A 13,577-nucleotide genomic window follows, 5' to 3' on the forward strand; every position below is an offset into this window, starting at 1 on the left:
AAAAAGACCAAACCCCAGCCTGATCGCTCAGGCTGGGGTTTGGCGGGATAGAAGCTTGACGATGACCTACTCTCACATGGAGAAGCTCCACACTACCATCGGCGATATGTCGTTTCACTACTGAGTTCGGGATGGGATCAGGTGGTTCCAACACTCTATGGTCGTCAAGCAATGGGGTTGGGGTATCGTGGTTTAGACGCGACCCCAAAACGGGTTTGTGATAGTGCTTTTTGCGAATTCATGCGTGAACTTTCGGTTCACATCGACTTCACCACCACCCTCTGCAGCTAGGCCACAGATTGTTTGGGTGTTATATGGTCAAGCCTCACGGGCAATTAGTACAGGTTAGCTCAACGCCTCACAACGCTTACACACCCTGCCTATCAACGTCGTAGTCTCCGACGGCCCTTTAGGGAGCTCGAGGCTCCAGTGAGATCTCATCTTGAGGCAAGTTTCCCGCTTAGATGCTTTCAGCGGTTATCTCTTCCGAACATAGCTACCCGGCAATGCCACTGGCGTGACAACCGGAACACCAGAGGTTCGTCCAACCCGGTCCTCTCGTACTAAGGTCAGCCCCTCTCAAATCTCAAACGTCCACGGCAGATAGGGACCGAACTGTCTCACGACGTTCTAAACCCAGCTCGCGTACCACTTTAAATGGCGAACAGCCATACCCTTGGGACCGGCTTCAGCCCCAGGATGTGATGAGCCGACATCGAGGTGCCAAACACCGCCGTCGATATGAACTCTTGGGCGGTATCAGCCTGTTATCCCCGGAGTACCTTTTATCCGTTGAGCGATGGCCCTTCCATACAGAACCACCGGATCACTAAGACCTACTTTCGTACCTGCTCGACGTGTCTGTCTCGCAGTCAAGCGCGCTTTTGCCTTTATACTCTGCGACCGATTTCCGACCGGTCTGAGCGCACCTTCGTACTCCTCCGTTACTCTTTAGGAGGAGACCGCCCCAGTCAAACTGCCCACCATACACTGTCCTCGCTCCGGATAACGGAGCAGAGTTAGAACCTCAAGCATGCCAGGGTGGTATTTCAAGGATGGCTCCACGCAGACTAGCGTCCACGCTTCAAAGCCTCCCACCTATCCTACACAAGCAGGCTCAAAGTCCAGTGCAAAGCTACAGTAAAGGTTCACGGGGTCTTTCCGTCTAGCCGCGGATACACTGCATCTTCACAGCGATTTCAATTTCACTGAGTCTCGGGTGGAGACAGCGCCGCCATCGTTACGCCATTCGTGCAGGTCGGAACTTACCCGACAAGGAATTTCGCTACCTTAGGACCGTTATAGTTACGGCCGCCGTTTACCGGGGCTTCGATCAAGAGCTTCGCTTGCGCTAACCCCATCAATTAACCTTCCGGCACCGGGCAGGCGTCACACCCTATACGTCCACTTTCGTGTTTGCAGAGTGCTGTGTTTTTAATAAACAGTCGCAGCGGCCTGGTATCTTCGACCGGCATGAGCTTACGGGGTAAACCCTTCACCCTCACCGGCGCACCTTCTCCCGAAGTTACGGTGCCATTTTGCCTAGTTCCTTCACCCGAGTTCTCTCAAGCGCCTTGGTATTCTCTACCCGACCACCTGTGTCGGTTTGGGGTACGGTTCCTAGTTACCTGAAGCTTAGAGGCTTTTCCTGGAAGCAGGGCATCAACCACTTCGCGCTCTAAAGAGCACTCGTCATCAGTTCTCGGCCTTAAGATCCCGGATTTACCTAAGATCTCAGCCTACTACCTTAAACACGGACAACCAACGCCGTGCTGGCCTAGCCTTCTCCGTCCCCCCATCGCAGTAACTAGAAGTACGGGAATATTGACCCGTTTCCCATCGACTACGCATTTCTGCCTCGCCTTAGGGGCCGACTCACCCTGCGTCGATTAACGTTGCGCAGGAACCCTTGGTCTTTCGGCGTGGGTGTTTTTCACACCCATTGTCGTTACTCATGTCAGCATTCGCACTTCTGATACCTCCAGCAAGCTTCTCAACTCACCTTCACAGGCTTACAGAACGCTCCTCTACCGCTCATCCAGAGGATGAACCCGTAGCTTCGGTACCTGGTTTGAGCCCCGTTACATCTTCCGCGCAGGCCGACTCGACTAGTGAGCTATTACGCTTTCTTTAAAGGATGGCTGCTTCTAAGCCAACCTCCTAGCTGTCTGAGCCTTCCCACATCGTTTCCCACTTAACCAGGATTTTGGGACCTTAGCTGACGGTCTGGGTTGTTTCCCTTTTCACGACGGACGTTAGCACCCGCCGTGTGTCTCCCGTGCTCGCACTTGCCGGTATTCGGAGTTTGCATCGGTTTGGTAAGTCGGGATGACCCCCTAGCCGAAACAGTGCTCTACCCCCAGCAGTGATACACGAGGCGCTACCTAAATAGCTTTCGAGGAGAACCAGCTATCTCCGAGCTTGATTAGCCTTTCACTCCGATCCACAAGTCATCCGCTACCTTTTCAACGGGAGTCGGTTCGGTCCTCCAGTCAGTGTTACCTAACCTTCAACCTGCTCATGGATAGATCGCCCGGTTTCGGGTCTATACCCAGCGACTAAACGCCCTATTAAGACTCGCTTTCGCTACGCCTCCCCTATACGGTTAAGCTCGCCACTGAATATAAGTCGCTGACCCATTATACAAAAGGTACGCAGTCACCTAACAAAGTAGGCTCCCACTGCTTGTACGCATACGGTTTCAGGTTCTATTTCACTCCCCTCTCCGGGGTTCTTTTCGCCTTTCCCTCACGGTACTGGTTCACTATCGGTCAGTCAGTAGTATTTAGCCTTGGAGGATGGTCCCCCCATCTTCAGACAACGTTTCACGTGCGCCGTCCTACTCGTTTTCACTTCAAGGACCCTTTCGTCTACGGGGCTATCACCCACTATGGCCGCACTTTCCAGAGCGTTCGACTAAAATCCAAGAAGCTTAAGGGCTGGTCCCCGTTCGCTCGCCACTACTAAGGGAATCTCGGTTGATTTCTTTTCCTCAGGGTACTTAGATGTTTCAGTTCCCCTGGTTCGCCTCTTACACCTATGTATTCAGTGTAAGATACCGATCTTATGATCGGTGGGTTTCCCCATTCAGATATCTCCGGATCAAAGTCTGTTTGCCGACTCCCCGAAGCTTTTCGCAGGCTACCACGTCTTTCATCGCCTCTGACTGCCAAGGCATCCACCGTATGCGCTTCTTCACTTGACCATATAACCCCAAGCAATCTGCCTCTCGGCAAGCTCGGTATGGCGGTGAAGACGACATTCGCCGAAAATTCGCGCTTGAACTCGCAAATTTTACCTTGAGCTGTTCGATTGCAGTGAAAACAATCAAACAGTCACTTCTATCACAAACCCGAATTTTTAAAGAACAGTTCTGGCGCAAAGTCCAGAACTCAACACCCTTCCCTCTTCAGGAAAAGCGCTCAGTTCTGAGCTTTCGAAGCAATCGTGGTAAATGGTGGAGCCAAGGAGGATCGAACTCCTGACCTCCTGCGTGCAAAGCAGGCGCTCTCCCAGCTGAGCTATGGCCCCATCGATTGGTGGGTCTGGGCAGATTCGAACTGCCGACCTCACCCTTATCAGGGGTGCGCTCTAACCAACTGAGCTACAGACCCAATCGTTTACCGCTCGGGTCTATCAACCCAATCGCTTCTTCGTCAGTGAATCAAGCAATTCGTGTGGGTGCTTATGGCAAGGGAGATCTGTCGATTAAGGAGGTGATCCAGCCGCAGGTTCCCCTACGGCTACCTTGTTACGACTTCACCCCAGTCATGAATCACTCCGTGGTAACCGTCCCCCCGAAGGTTAGACTAGCTACTTCTGGAGCAACCCACTCCCATGGTGTGACGGGCGGTGTGTACAAGGCCCGGGAACGTATTCACCGTGACATTCTGATTCACGATTACTAGCGATTCCGACTTCACGCAGTCGAGTTGCAGACTGCGATCCGGACTACGATCGGTTTTATGGGATTGGCTCCACCTCGCGGCTTGGCAACCCTTTGTACCGACCATTGTAGCACGTGTGTAGCCCTGGCCGTAAGGGCCATGATGACTTGACGTCATCCCCACCTTCCTCCGGTTTGTCACCGGCAGTCTCCTTAGAGTGCCCACCATAACGTGCTGGTAACTAAGGACAAGGGTTGCGCTCGTTACGGGACTTAACCCAACATCTCACGACACGAGCTGACGACAGCCATGCAGCACCTGTGTCTGAGTTCCCGAAGGCACCAATCCATCTCTGGAAAGTTCTCAGCATGTCAAGGCCAGGTAAGGTTCTTCGCGTTGCTTCGAATTAAACCACATGCTCCACCGCTTGTGCGGGCCCCCGTCAATTCATTTGAGTTTTAACCTTGCGGCCGTACTCCCCAGGCGGTCGACTTAATGCGTTAGCTGCGCCACTAAAGTCTCAAGGACCCCAACGGCTAGTCGACATCGTTTACGGCGTGGACTACCAGGGTATCTAATCCTGTTTGCTCCCCACGCTTTCGCACCTCAGCGTCAGTGTTGGTCCAGGTGGTCGCCTTCGCCACTGGTGTTCCTTCCTATATCTACGCATTTCACCGCTACACAGGAAATTCCACCACCCTCTACCACACTCTAGTCAGCCAGTTTTGGAGGCAGTTCCCAGGTTGAGCCCGGGGATTTCACCTTCAACTTAACAAACCGCCTACGCGCGCTTTACGCCCAGTAATTCCGATTAACGCTTGCACCCTTCGTATTACCGCGGCTGCTGGCACGAAGTTAGCCGGTGCTTATTCTGTTGGTAACGTCAAAATTGCAGAGTATTAATCTACAACCCTTCCTCCCAACTTAAAGTGCTTTACAATCCGAAGACCTTCTTCACACACGCGGCATGGCTGGATCAGGCTTTCGCCCATTGTCCAATATTCCCCACTGCTGCCTCCCGTAGGAGTCTGGACCGTGTCTCAGTTCCAGTGTGACTGATCATCCTCTCAGACCAGTTACGGATCGTCGCCTAGGTGAGCCATTACCTCACCTACTAGCTAATCCGACCTAGGCTCATCTGATAGCGTGAGGTCCGAAGATCCCCCACTTTCTCCCGTAGGACGTATGCGGTATTAGCGTTCCTTTCGGAACGTTATCCCCCACTACCAGGCAGATTCCTAGGCATTACTCACCCGTCCGCCGCTGAATCCGGAAGCAAGCTCCCTTCATCCGCTCGACTTGCATGTGTTAGGCCTGCCGCCAGCGTTCAATCTGAGCCATGATCAAACTCTTCAGTTCAATACTGATCGGGTTTTGAGAAAACCCTAAACTTGGCTCAGCAATCGCAAAAAACTCTCGAATTCACGAGTGTTGCTTGTGATGCTGATAATCTTGCGATCTCAGTCTTAATCCACAAGCACCCACACGAATTGCTTGATTCAACTTGTTAAAGAGCGTTTCGGTCAGGCTTTCGTCTCAACCGAGGCCGCGCATTCTACAGCAGCCTTTCAATCTGTCAAGCAACTTTTCGAAAATTTCTTTTCTACTCAACCGCTTGGCGCTTACCGTGTTCGGAGAACCTCGTTAAGCGGGAGGCGAATTCTACAGCGAGCAATCTCGCTGTCAACTCCTTTTTCCTCCTCCTTCCAGCGCTTCGAGCCTGACGGCAGCACCGTCATTCTCGCACCTTCTTAACCGCTAACCCCTTGATTCTCAAGGCCTTTTCGGTGACGACCGCGCCGGAAGTGGTGCGCATTCTATAGCCTTTCCAATTCCGGTCAAGCGCTTTTTGGAGGTTTCTTTCAAAAAGAGGTCAGGCCTTGCGCCGCATCTGCGAAAGGCGCGCTGAAATGGGCGACCAGCGCAGCGCCATCAGCAAGACCGCGAGACCGGCATAGAGCGACCACTGCCCGATGTCCGAGCGCACAACCCAAAGCATATGCAGCAGGGCCAGCGCGAGAACGACATAAACGAGCCGGTGAAGTCTTTTCCAGCGAGCGCCCAAGCGGCGCATGCTCATGCGATTGGAGGTAACCACCAATGGCAGGAGCAGTAGAAGCGCCAACGCACCGACCAGAATGTAGGGACGTTTCGCCAACTCGGTTCCAAAGCGTTCCCACTCGAACCCCAGCACGAAGAACAGGTAGCAGAAGAGATGAAGCAGCGCATAGGCGAACGCCCATAGGCCGATCTGCCGACGTATCAGGATCCAGCCACTCCAGCCAGTGACCTTCTGCAGGGGCGTCATGGCAAGGGAGGCAAGAAGCAGGATCAGCGCGCCCTGCCCCAGGTTGAGCAGCAGGACCTTTCCCGGGTCGGGCCCGAGGGCGAAAATCCAGGCCTGATATAGCCAGTAGGCAGGTACCAGGGTCGCGCCAATGAACAGAATCAGGCGAAGTAACGGATAGCGCATCAGTAGTTCTTTCGCAGGTCCATGCCACTGTATAGGGATGCGACCTCGTCATAGCCATTGAACAGACGGGTGTCGATGAGGTTGGGATTGAACAGTCCACTGGGCAAGCGCCGCTCGCGCGCCTGCGACCAACGAGGGTGATCGACCTGCGGATTGACGTTGGCGAAGAAACCATATTCGTTCGCCGCCAGCTTCGGCCAACTGGTCTGCGGCTGCTCGATCACCAGACTGATGCGGACGATCGACTTGATGCTCTTGAAACCGTACTTCCACGGCACGACCAGGCGTAACGGCGCGCCATTCTGATTGGGCAGGACACGGCCATACATACCCACCGCCATGAACGCGAGCGGATGCATCGCCTCATCCAGACGCAAGCCTTCGACGTAAGGCCAGTCGATCAAGGCGAAGTTGGACTCCACCCCCGGCATGTTGCTCTTTTGCACGACCGTCTCGAAACGCACGTAGCGAGCCTGCCCCGTGGGCTCGACCTGGCGCAGCAAATCGGCCAGAGGAAAACCCAGCCAGGGGATGACCATCGACCAGGCTTCCACGCAGCGCAACCGGTAGATGCGCTCTTCCAAAGACTGCGGTCGAACGAGAGACTCGATATCGTAACGCCCTGGCTTGGCGACCTCGCCATCGACCTCCACCGTCCAGGGCTCTACCTGCAGCGCACTCGCGTTGCGCGCCGGGTCGCTCTTCGAAGTCCCGAACTCGTAGAAGTTGTTGTAGCCCGTTGCGGCGTCATAGGGCGTGATGCTCTCCCCCTCGACGGTCATCGCATCCCAGTGCGTGTCAGCCAGTTTATCGCTGAACCAGGAGGGCGCCTGGACTTCATCGACGCCCGGATAGCGCCCCTGAGCGGCACGCGCCATTGGCGAGGCGCCCAATGCTACCGCCCCGGCACCGAGCAAGCCCGCCATGAACCGGCGGCGGGCTTGGTATATCGGCTCGGGAGTGACCTCTGACTCGTGACAGGAAGACGAACGGGGCGACCTGATCAGCATGCAAGACTCCCGGGACCGTCGGGCCCCTTCAGGATGGGGTCGATTGTTTACGCCGTCCTCTAAGCAGGATCTGGATCGGGCCGGAGCAAGCGTAGGCAAGGAAAATCAACAGCAGGATACGCGGCGGGTCACTGAATACCACGGCGAACACCAACACTACCGCGAGGATCGCGACGAAGGGCACGCGCCCCCGCAAGTCCAGGTCCTTGAAGCTGTAGTACTTGATATTACTGACCATCAGCATCCCCGCGGCAGCGACCAGCAGCGCCACCAGGAACGCCATGTTGGAGCCCTTGATGCCAAAGTCGGAGAAGGCCCATACCGTGCCGGCAACCACCCCAGCAGCGGCAGGACTGGCCAACCCGGTGAAGTAACGCTTGTCCGCCTTCCCCACCTGGGTGTTGAAGCGCGCCAGGCGCAACGCAGCGCCAGCGACATAGATAAAGGCGACCATCCAGCCGACCTTACCCAGGCTCCCCAGCGCCCACTCGAAGGCGAGCAGCGCCGGCGCCACGCCAAATGCCACCATGTCAGAGAGCGAGTCGTACTCGGCGCCAAAGGCGCTCTGAGTATTGGTTAGACGCGCGACTCGACCATCCAGACTATCGAGCACCATCGCTACGAAAACCGTCGCGGCGGCCACGTAGAAATTGCCACTCATGGCATTGATGATCGAATAGAAGCCGGCAAACAGGTTGGCCGTGGTGAACAGGTTCGGCAGCAGGTAGACGCCACGCCGGCGCACTTTGCGTCCGTCGGCCTCATGTTCTTCCTCGAAATGCTCGTCGACGGGCAGCAGGCTTTCGCTGGAGGATTCCTTGCCTGGTTCCTCGTTGAAATCGCTCATGGAACTTACCTTGATTCGGACTCGAAAAATAGGACCGGGCCGCGCCGAAGGGGTTCGCCCAGACCATGCGGGCACTCTACCACCACCGCCCGTCGGAAACGAAAAAGCGCGGCCAAGGCCGCGCTTTTTTCATGCTGCAGACGTCGATCAGTTCTTCGATTTGTCGACGATCTTGTTGGCAGCGATCCACGGCATCATCGCGCGCAGCTTCTCGCCGACCTGCTCGATCGGGTGCGCGGCGTTGTTGCGGCGGTAGGCGGTCATCGACGGGTAGTTGGCGCTACCTTCGGTGATGAACATCTTGGCGTACTCGCCGTCCTGGATGCGCTTCAGGGCGTTCTTCATCGCCGCGCGGGACTCGGCGTTGATGACCTCGGGGCCCGTCACGTACTCGCCATACTCCGCGTTGTTGGAGATGGAGTAGTTCATGTTGGCGATGCCGCCTTCGTACATCAGGTCGACGATCAGCTTGAGCTCGTGGAGGCACTCGAAGTAGGCCATTTCCGGCGCGTAACCGGCTTCGACCAGGGTTTCGAAACCGGCTTTGACCAGTTCCACAGCGCCACCGCAGAGCACGGCCTGCTCGCCGAACAGGTCGGTTTCGGTCTCGTCCTTGAAGGTGGTTTCGATGATCCCGGAACGGCCACCGCCGACGCCGCAGGCGTAGGACAGAGCGAGGTTCTTGGCATTACCGGACACGTCCTGGAACACGGCGATCAGGTCGGGGATACCGCCGCCCTTGACGAACTCGGAGCGCACGGTGTGACCCGGGGCCTTCGGCGCGATCATGATCACGTCCAGATCGGCACGCGGCACCACCTGGTTGTAGTGGATGGCGAAGCCATGAGCGAAGGCCAGGGTCGTGCCTTTCTTCAGGTTCGGCTCCAGCTCGTCCTTGTACAGCTTGCCCTGGAACTCGTCGGGGGTCAGAACCATGACCACGTCCGCGGAAGCGACGGCGGCCGGCACTTCGGCGACCTTCAGACCATGCGCTTCGGCCTTGGCGACCGAGGAGGAACCCGCACGCAGACCGACGACGACGTCGACACCGGAGTCCTTCAGGTTGCAGGCATGGGCGTGGCCCTGGGAGCCGTAGCCGATGATCGCGACTTTCTTACCTTGGATGAGGGACAGATCGCAGTCTTTGTCGTAATACACTTTCATGAAATTCCCCTTGTTGCCGGCGGCGCCGGCCTTTTGCGTTAGAAGGTTCAGATACTCAGGGTCTTGTCGCCACGGGCGATGCCAGTGACGCCGCTGCGTACGGTTTCCAGAATCGACGAGGTGCCGATGGCCTGCAGGTAGCTGTCCAGCTTGTCGCTGGTACCGGCCATTTGCACCGTATAGACGCTACTGGTGACATCGACGATCTGCCCACGGAAGATGTCGGTGGTGCGCTTGACCTCGGCGCGCTGGGCGCCGGTAGCCTTGATCTTCACCAGCATCAGCTCGCGCTCGATGTGCGCGCTTTCCGACAGGTTCACCAGCTTGACCACCTCGATCAACTTGTTCAGGTTCTTGGTGATCTGCTCGATCACCTCCTCCTGGCCAATCGTCGTGAGGGTCAGGCGCGAGAGGGTCGGATCCTCGGTCGGCGCCACGGTCAGGCTTTCGATGTTGTAGTTGCGCTGGGAAAACAGGCCGACCACCCGGGACAGCGCGCCCGGCTCGTTTTCCAGCAGCAGGGAGATGATATGACGCATGATCAGGTCCGCTCCGTCTTGCTCAGCCACATGTCGCGCATCGCGCCACCACGAATCTGCATCGGGTAGACGTGCTCGCTGGTATCCACCGCGATATCGAGGAACACCAGGCGATCCTTCAGCGCGAACGCCTCTTCGAGACCGGGCTTGAGATCCTTGAGCTCAGTGATGCGCATACCGACGTGGCCATAGGCCTCGGCGAGCTTGACGAAGTCCGGCAGCGACTCCATGTAGGAATGCGAGTGACGGCTGTTGTACTGCATGTCCTGCCACTGGCGGACCATGCCGAGCGCGCCGTTATTGAGGTTGACGATCTTCACCGGGAGGTCGTATTGCAGGCAGGTCGACAGTTCCTGGATGTTCATCTGGATACTGCCCTCACCGGTGACGCAGGCCACGTCGACATCCGGGAAGTTCAACTTGACGCCCATCGCCGCCGGGAAGCCGAAGCCCATAGTGCCCAAGCCGCCCGAGTTGATCCAGCGATTGGGTTTGTCGAAGCGGTAGTACTGCGCCGCGAACATCTGGTGCTGGCCGACGTCCGACGCGACGAACGCATCACCACGGGTGACCTCCCAGAGCGCTTCGATCACCGCCTGCGGCTTGATGATCGAGCCGTCGCCTTTGTCATAGGGGAACAGGCCGCGGCTGCCACGCCACTCCTCGATCTGCTTCCACCAGTTGGCGACCGCATCCTTGTTCGGCTGCTGGCCCATTTCCTTGAACACCGCGACCATTTCCGACAGCACGCTGTCTACCGGGCCAACGATCGGGATATCGGCCTTCACGGTCTTGGAGATCGACGCCGGATCGATGTCGATATGGATGATCTTGGCATTGGGGCAGAACTTGGCGGCGGTTTCGCCATTGATGACGCGGTCATCGAAGCGCGCACCGACCGCGAGGATCACGTCCGCATGGTGCATGCACAGGTTGGCCGTATAGCTGCCATGCATGCCGAGCATGCCGACGAACTGCCGATCGGTACCCGGGAAGCCGCCCAGCCCCATCAGGGTGTTGGTCACTGGCAGATTGAGCAGGCGGGCCAGCTCGGTGAGCGGCTCGGAGGCATGCCCGAGAATGATCCCGCCACCGGCGTACAGGACCGGACGCTTGGCTGCCAGGAGCATTTCGACGGCCTTGCGGATCTGTCCGGAGTGTCCACGCACCGCCGGGTTGTAGGAACGCAAGCGGGCCTTCTTCGGATAGACGTACTCGAACTTCTGGGTCGGGTCACCCATGTCCTTGGGAATATCCACCACCACCGGACCAGGACGCCCAGACTCGGCAATGTAGAACGCCTTCTTCAGCACCTCGGGGATTTCCGACGGGTGCTTGATGATGAAGCTGTGCTTCACGATCGGGCGGGAAACACCGACCATGTCGGTTTCCTGGAAGGCATCGGTGCCGACCATGTTGCTCGCCACCTGGCCGGAGATCACCACCATCGGGATGGAATCCATGTAGGCGGTAGCGATGCCAGTGATGGCGTTGGTCGCACCGGGACCGGAGGTCACCAGCACGACGCCGGCCTTGCCGGTGGCGCGGGCATATCCATCCGCCATGTGCGTTGCGGCCTGTTCATGGCGGACCAGGATGTGCTCGACTTCCTTTTCCTTGAACAGCGCGTCATAGATATGCAGCAAGGCACCGCCCGGGTACCCGTAGATGTACTTAACGCCTTCGTCACGCAGGAAGCGGACGACCATTTCAGCGCCGGATAAGAGCTCCACGATTTTTCACCTCAAGAACGCCAGGTACGCCACCCCTCACGGATGGCCCTTAAAAGGTCTACTGCCGGAGCACGGATGACGGTGGTCATCGCCCAGAGGCTCAAATGAAAAGGGCAGTATCGGGAGCGCTCCTGCACGTTCGGAGCGTCCCACCCAGCGCGAGGTAACGCGTTGCGGGGTGTTACACAGGTCGAAGCGCCGGTAAGCGCCACTTGTTGTCGAGCTGGAGTACGCTTGCGGCCTATCCCACTTCGACGAACGCCCCATTGTTCGGCAGGCATGCGGGGCAAGTCAACCCCCAAGCAAGACAGCGACAGGTCCAGGGGTTGTATAGTGCAAGCCCGCGCCCCTTCAGCAAGGATTTCAGATGCGTCCTATCTCCGCCCTACTCGCCCTGCTGTTGTTCTCCAGCCTCGGCGTAGACGCCGCCCAGATCTATCGCTGGGTGGATGAGCAAGGGGTGACCCACTTCGGTGAACAGCCGCCCGCAGGCCAGAGCGCGGCCACGCTGATGCCGAATCCAGTGCCTGCCGCGAGCGCAGTCCCTGAACCGCTGCCCAGCGCCGACCGCTTGCCGCGCCTGGACAGCCAGATGAAAGACGAGATTCAGCAGACTTACGACGAAAAAGCACGACAACAGGCCGCAACCCAGGAAGCCGAGCTCAAGCGCTATTGCGAGAACGTGCGCAGCAGCCTGGCGCAGCTACGCGCCAACGCCCGGCTTCGGGTCAAGGACGAGGATGGCGGAATGCATTATCTGACGGAGGAAGAACGCCAGGCACGCATCGCCGAAGCCGAGCAAGGCATATCCGAGCACTGCCGGGCGCCACGCTGAACGAGGGCACTAACGCCCACTGGCGATGAGTTGGTCGAACTCGCGCAGCAACTGGATCAATCCTCGCGCCCGCAACGGCTCAGTGCGGTAGGCGACCTCCGCCATGGCGCGGATGCCGGATTCGCTGGGCAGCGCCCGATCACTTTCCAGCAGCCCTTTCATGCCCGGCAGGAAAATCCACTGCAGCCATTGCTCGAAGGCCAGGGTATCGACGCAGAACGGCGCATCGCTGGCCAGCGCCTCGGCACTGGGGGGCTGGTCCTGCCACCAGCCCTGCAGGCGCAGTTCACGCTCGATCAGCAGCAATTGCTCGGCGATCGCCGGAAGTCGCCCATCCATCAGGACGGTGCCTGCGCACGCTGACGAGCCTGGGCAGCACCGGCGGCATCGCCCTGTCGCTCGCGCGCCTTGGCAATCAGCTCCCAGAGGCTCGCCTGCAGCGTCGCTCGCCCACTGGCGTAACTCAGTGCCCGCCGTGCCAATTGCTCGGACTGCGCCGCATCGCCCTGGGCCAGACGCACTTCGGCCAACTGATAAAGCACCTGCGGCTCGCGCGGAGCGATGCGCTGGGCGCGCTCGAGGCTCGAGGCAGCACCGTTCAGGTCGCCACCGCCCTGCTGCTGCTGAGCCGAGGTCAGCAAGGCGAGCACCGGACCGTCGAGTTGCTCGTCGGCGGACAGCGCCGAAGACGATGAGCTCGAAGAAGGTACGCCGGAGGGTGCCGAGGGCGCATAGCCGCCGGAGTATGACGGCACGGAGGGAGCCGGCGCCGATGGAGAATACGCAGAGGACGGCGTGGTCGTGATGGGTGCAGAGGACGCCGCCGGGTAGGTCTGGATCGGGGACTGGCTGGCACCCTGCGGAACCATCACCACCACGCCGCTATCGCTCGCCGCCGCCGTGTTTGCCGAAGCGCTAGGTTGCGGCGCCCGGTAGCCGGAAGACTGGCGAGCCAGTCGCTGCTCTTGGTTGGATACTGGAGCACCGGCATCGACCACTGGCACCGCGCCGCGCGGATTGCTGACGCAACCGGCGAGCGCCAGCGTCAGCCCGAGCAAGGCTATCGATTTATTCACACCCACTCCCCTC

At 58.2% G+C, this 13,577-nt stretch carries 9 protein-coding genes, 2 tRNA genes and 3 rRNA genes; 1 reads left to right on the top strand and 13 read right to left on the bottom strand.

Annotated elements, in window-relative coordinates:
• Positions 1-53 precede the first annotated feature (53 nt).
• From rrf to ACYRGX_RS00055, 11 genes are all read right to left on the bottom strand, one after another.
• Positions 54-169, bottom strand: a 5S ribosomal RNA gene (rrf, locus tag ACYRGX_RS00005).
• 145 nt (positions 170-314) lie between these two features.
• Positions 315-3,205: ribosomal RNA gene (locus tag ACYRGX_RS00010) — 23S ribosomal RNA — on the bottom strand.
• 250 nt (positions 3,206-3,455) lie between these two features.
• Positions 3,456-3,531: transfer RNA gene (locus ACYRGX_RS00015), tRNA-Ala, on the bottom strand.
• Between the two features lie 6 nt (positions 3,532-3,537).
• A tRNA-Ile gene (locus ACYRGX_RS00020) sits at positions 3,538-3,614 on the bottom strand.
• A gap of 95 nt (positions 3,615-3,709) precedes the next feature.
• Positions 3,710-5,246: ribosomal RNA gene (locus tag ACYRGX_RS00025) — 16S ribosomal RNA — on the bottom strand.
• Together the 16S, 23S and 5S rRNA genes with 2 tRNA genes alongside form the textbook arrangement of a ribosomal RNA operon.
• A gap of 514 nt (positions 5,247-5,760) precedes the next feature.
• Positions 5,761-6,360: a protein-methionine-sulfoxide reductase heme-binding subunit MsrQ gene (msrQ, locus tag ACYRGX_RS00030; RefSeq protein WP_473054590.1), complete on the bottom strand. Its 600-nt coding sequence runs from the start codon at positions 6,358-6,360 to the stop codon at positions 5,761-5,763.
• Entirely contained in the window at positions 6,360-7,370 is a 1,011-nt protein-coding gene (gene msrP / locus ACYRGX_RS00035) for a protein-methionine-sulfoxide reductase catalytic subunit MsrP (protein WP_473054591.1), read from the bottom strand. The genes msrQ and msrP overlap by 1 nt, the downstream gene beginning before the upstream one ends.
• 28 nt (positions 7,371-7,398) lie before the next feature.
• Complete coding sequence (gene pssA, locus ACYRGX_RS00040) at positions 7,399-8,217, bottom strand: CDP-diacylglycerol--serine O-phosphatidyltransferase (protein WP_473054592.1); 819 nt, start codon at positions 8,215-8,217, stop codon at positions 7,399-7,401.
• Positions 8,218-8,364: 147 nt separating this feature from the next.
• Entirely contained in the window at positions 8,365-9,381 is a 1,017-nt protein-coding gene (gene ilvC, locus ACYRGX_RS00045; RefSeq protein ID WP_473054593.1) for a ketol-acid reductoisomerase, read from the bottom strand.
• Between the two features lie 47 nt (positions 9,382-9,428).
• Complete coding sequence (gene ilvN, locus ACYRGX_RS00050; RefSeq protein ID WP_473054594.1) at positions 9,429-9,920, bottom strand: acetolactate synthase small subunit; 492 nt, start codon at positions 9,918-9,920, stop codon at positions 9,429-9,431.
• Between the two features lie 2 nt (positions 9,921-9,922).
• Positions 9,923-11,653, bottom strand: coding sequence for an acetolactate synthase 3 large subunit (locus ACYRGX_RS00055; RefSeq protein ID WP_473054595.1), 1,731 nt, complete (start codon positions 11,651-11,653; stop codon positions 9,923-9,925).
• A gap of 367 nt (positions 11,654-12,020) precedes the next feature.
• Between ACYRGX_RS00055 and ACYRGX_RS00060 the strand changes: the two genes are divergently transcribed.
• Positions 12,021-12,488, top strand: a complete 468-nt coding sequence (locus ACYRGX_RS00060; RefSeq protein ID WP_473054596.1) for a DUF4124 domain-containing protein — start codon at positions 12,021-12,023, stop codon at positions 12,486-12,488.
• A gap of 9 nt (positions 12,489-12,497) precedes the next feature.
• Here ACYRGX_RS00060 and ACYRGX_RS00065 read toward each other — a convergent pair whose 3' ends face one another.
• Positions 12,498-12,827, bottom strand: coding sequence for a YqcC family protein (locus ACYRGX_RS00065; RefSeq protein WP_473054597.1), 330 nt, complete (start codon positions 12,825-12,827; stop codon positions 12,498-12,500).
• A complete protein-coding gene (locus ACYRGX_RS00070; protein WP_473054598.1) occupies positions 12,827-13,564 on the bottom strand; it encodes a tetratricopeptide repeat protein in 738 nt (245 codons plus the stop codon). The genes ACYRGX_RS00065 and ACYRGX_RS00070 overlap by 1 nt, the downstream gene beginning before the upstream one ends.
• Positions 13,565-13,577: the final 13 nt, after the last annotated feature.

Source organism: Pseudomonas sp. R4-15 (genome assembly GCF_055768815.1).

Coding starts and splice junctions, on each gene's coding strand:
- ilvN (WP_473054594.1), bottom strand. CDS start 9,920: ATGCGTCATATCATCTCCCTGCTGCTGGAAAACGAGCCGGGCGCGCTG.
- ilvC (WP_473054593.1), bottom strand. CDS start 9,381: ATGAAAGTGTATTACGACAAAGACTGCGATCTGTCCCTCATCCAAGGT.
- msrP (WP_473054591.1), bottom strand. CDS start 7,370: ATGCTGATCAGGTCGCCCCGTTCGTCTTCCTGTCACGAGTCAGAGGTC.
- msrQ (WP_473054590.1), bottom strand. CDS start 6,360: ATGCGCTATCCGTTACTTCGCCTGATTCTGTTCATTGGCGCGACCCTG.
- pssA (WP_473054592.1), bottom strand. CDS start 8,217: ATGAGCGATTTCAACGAGGAACCAGGCAAGGAATCCTCCAGCGAAAGC.
- ACYRGX_RS00060 (WP_473054596.1), top strand. CDS start 12,021: ATGCGTCCTATCTCCGCCCTACTCGCCCTGCTGTTGTTCTCCAGCCTC.
- ACYRGX_RS00065 (WP_473054597.1), bottom strand. CDS start 12,827: ATGGATGGGCGACTTCCGGCGATCGCCGAGCAATTGCTGCTGATCGAG.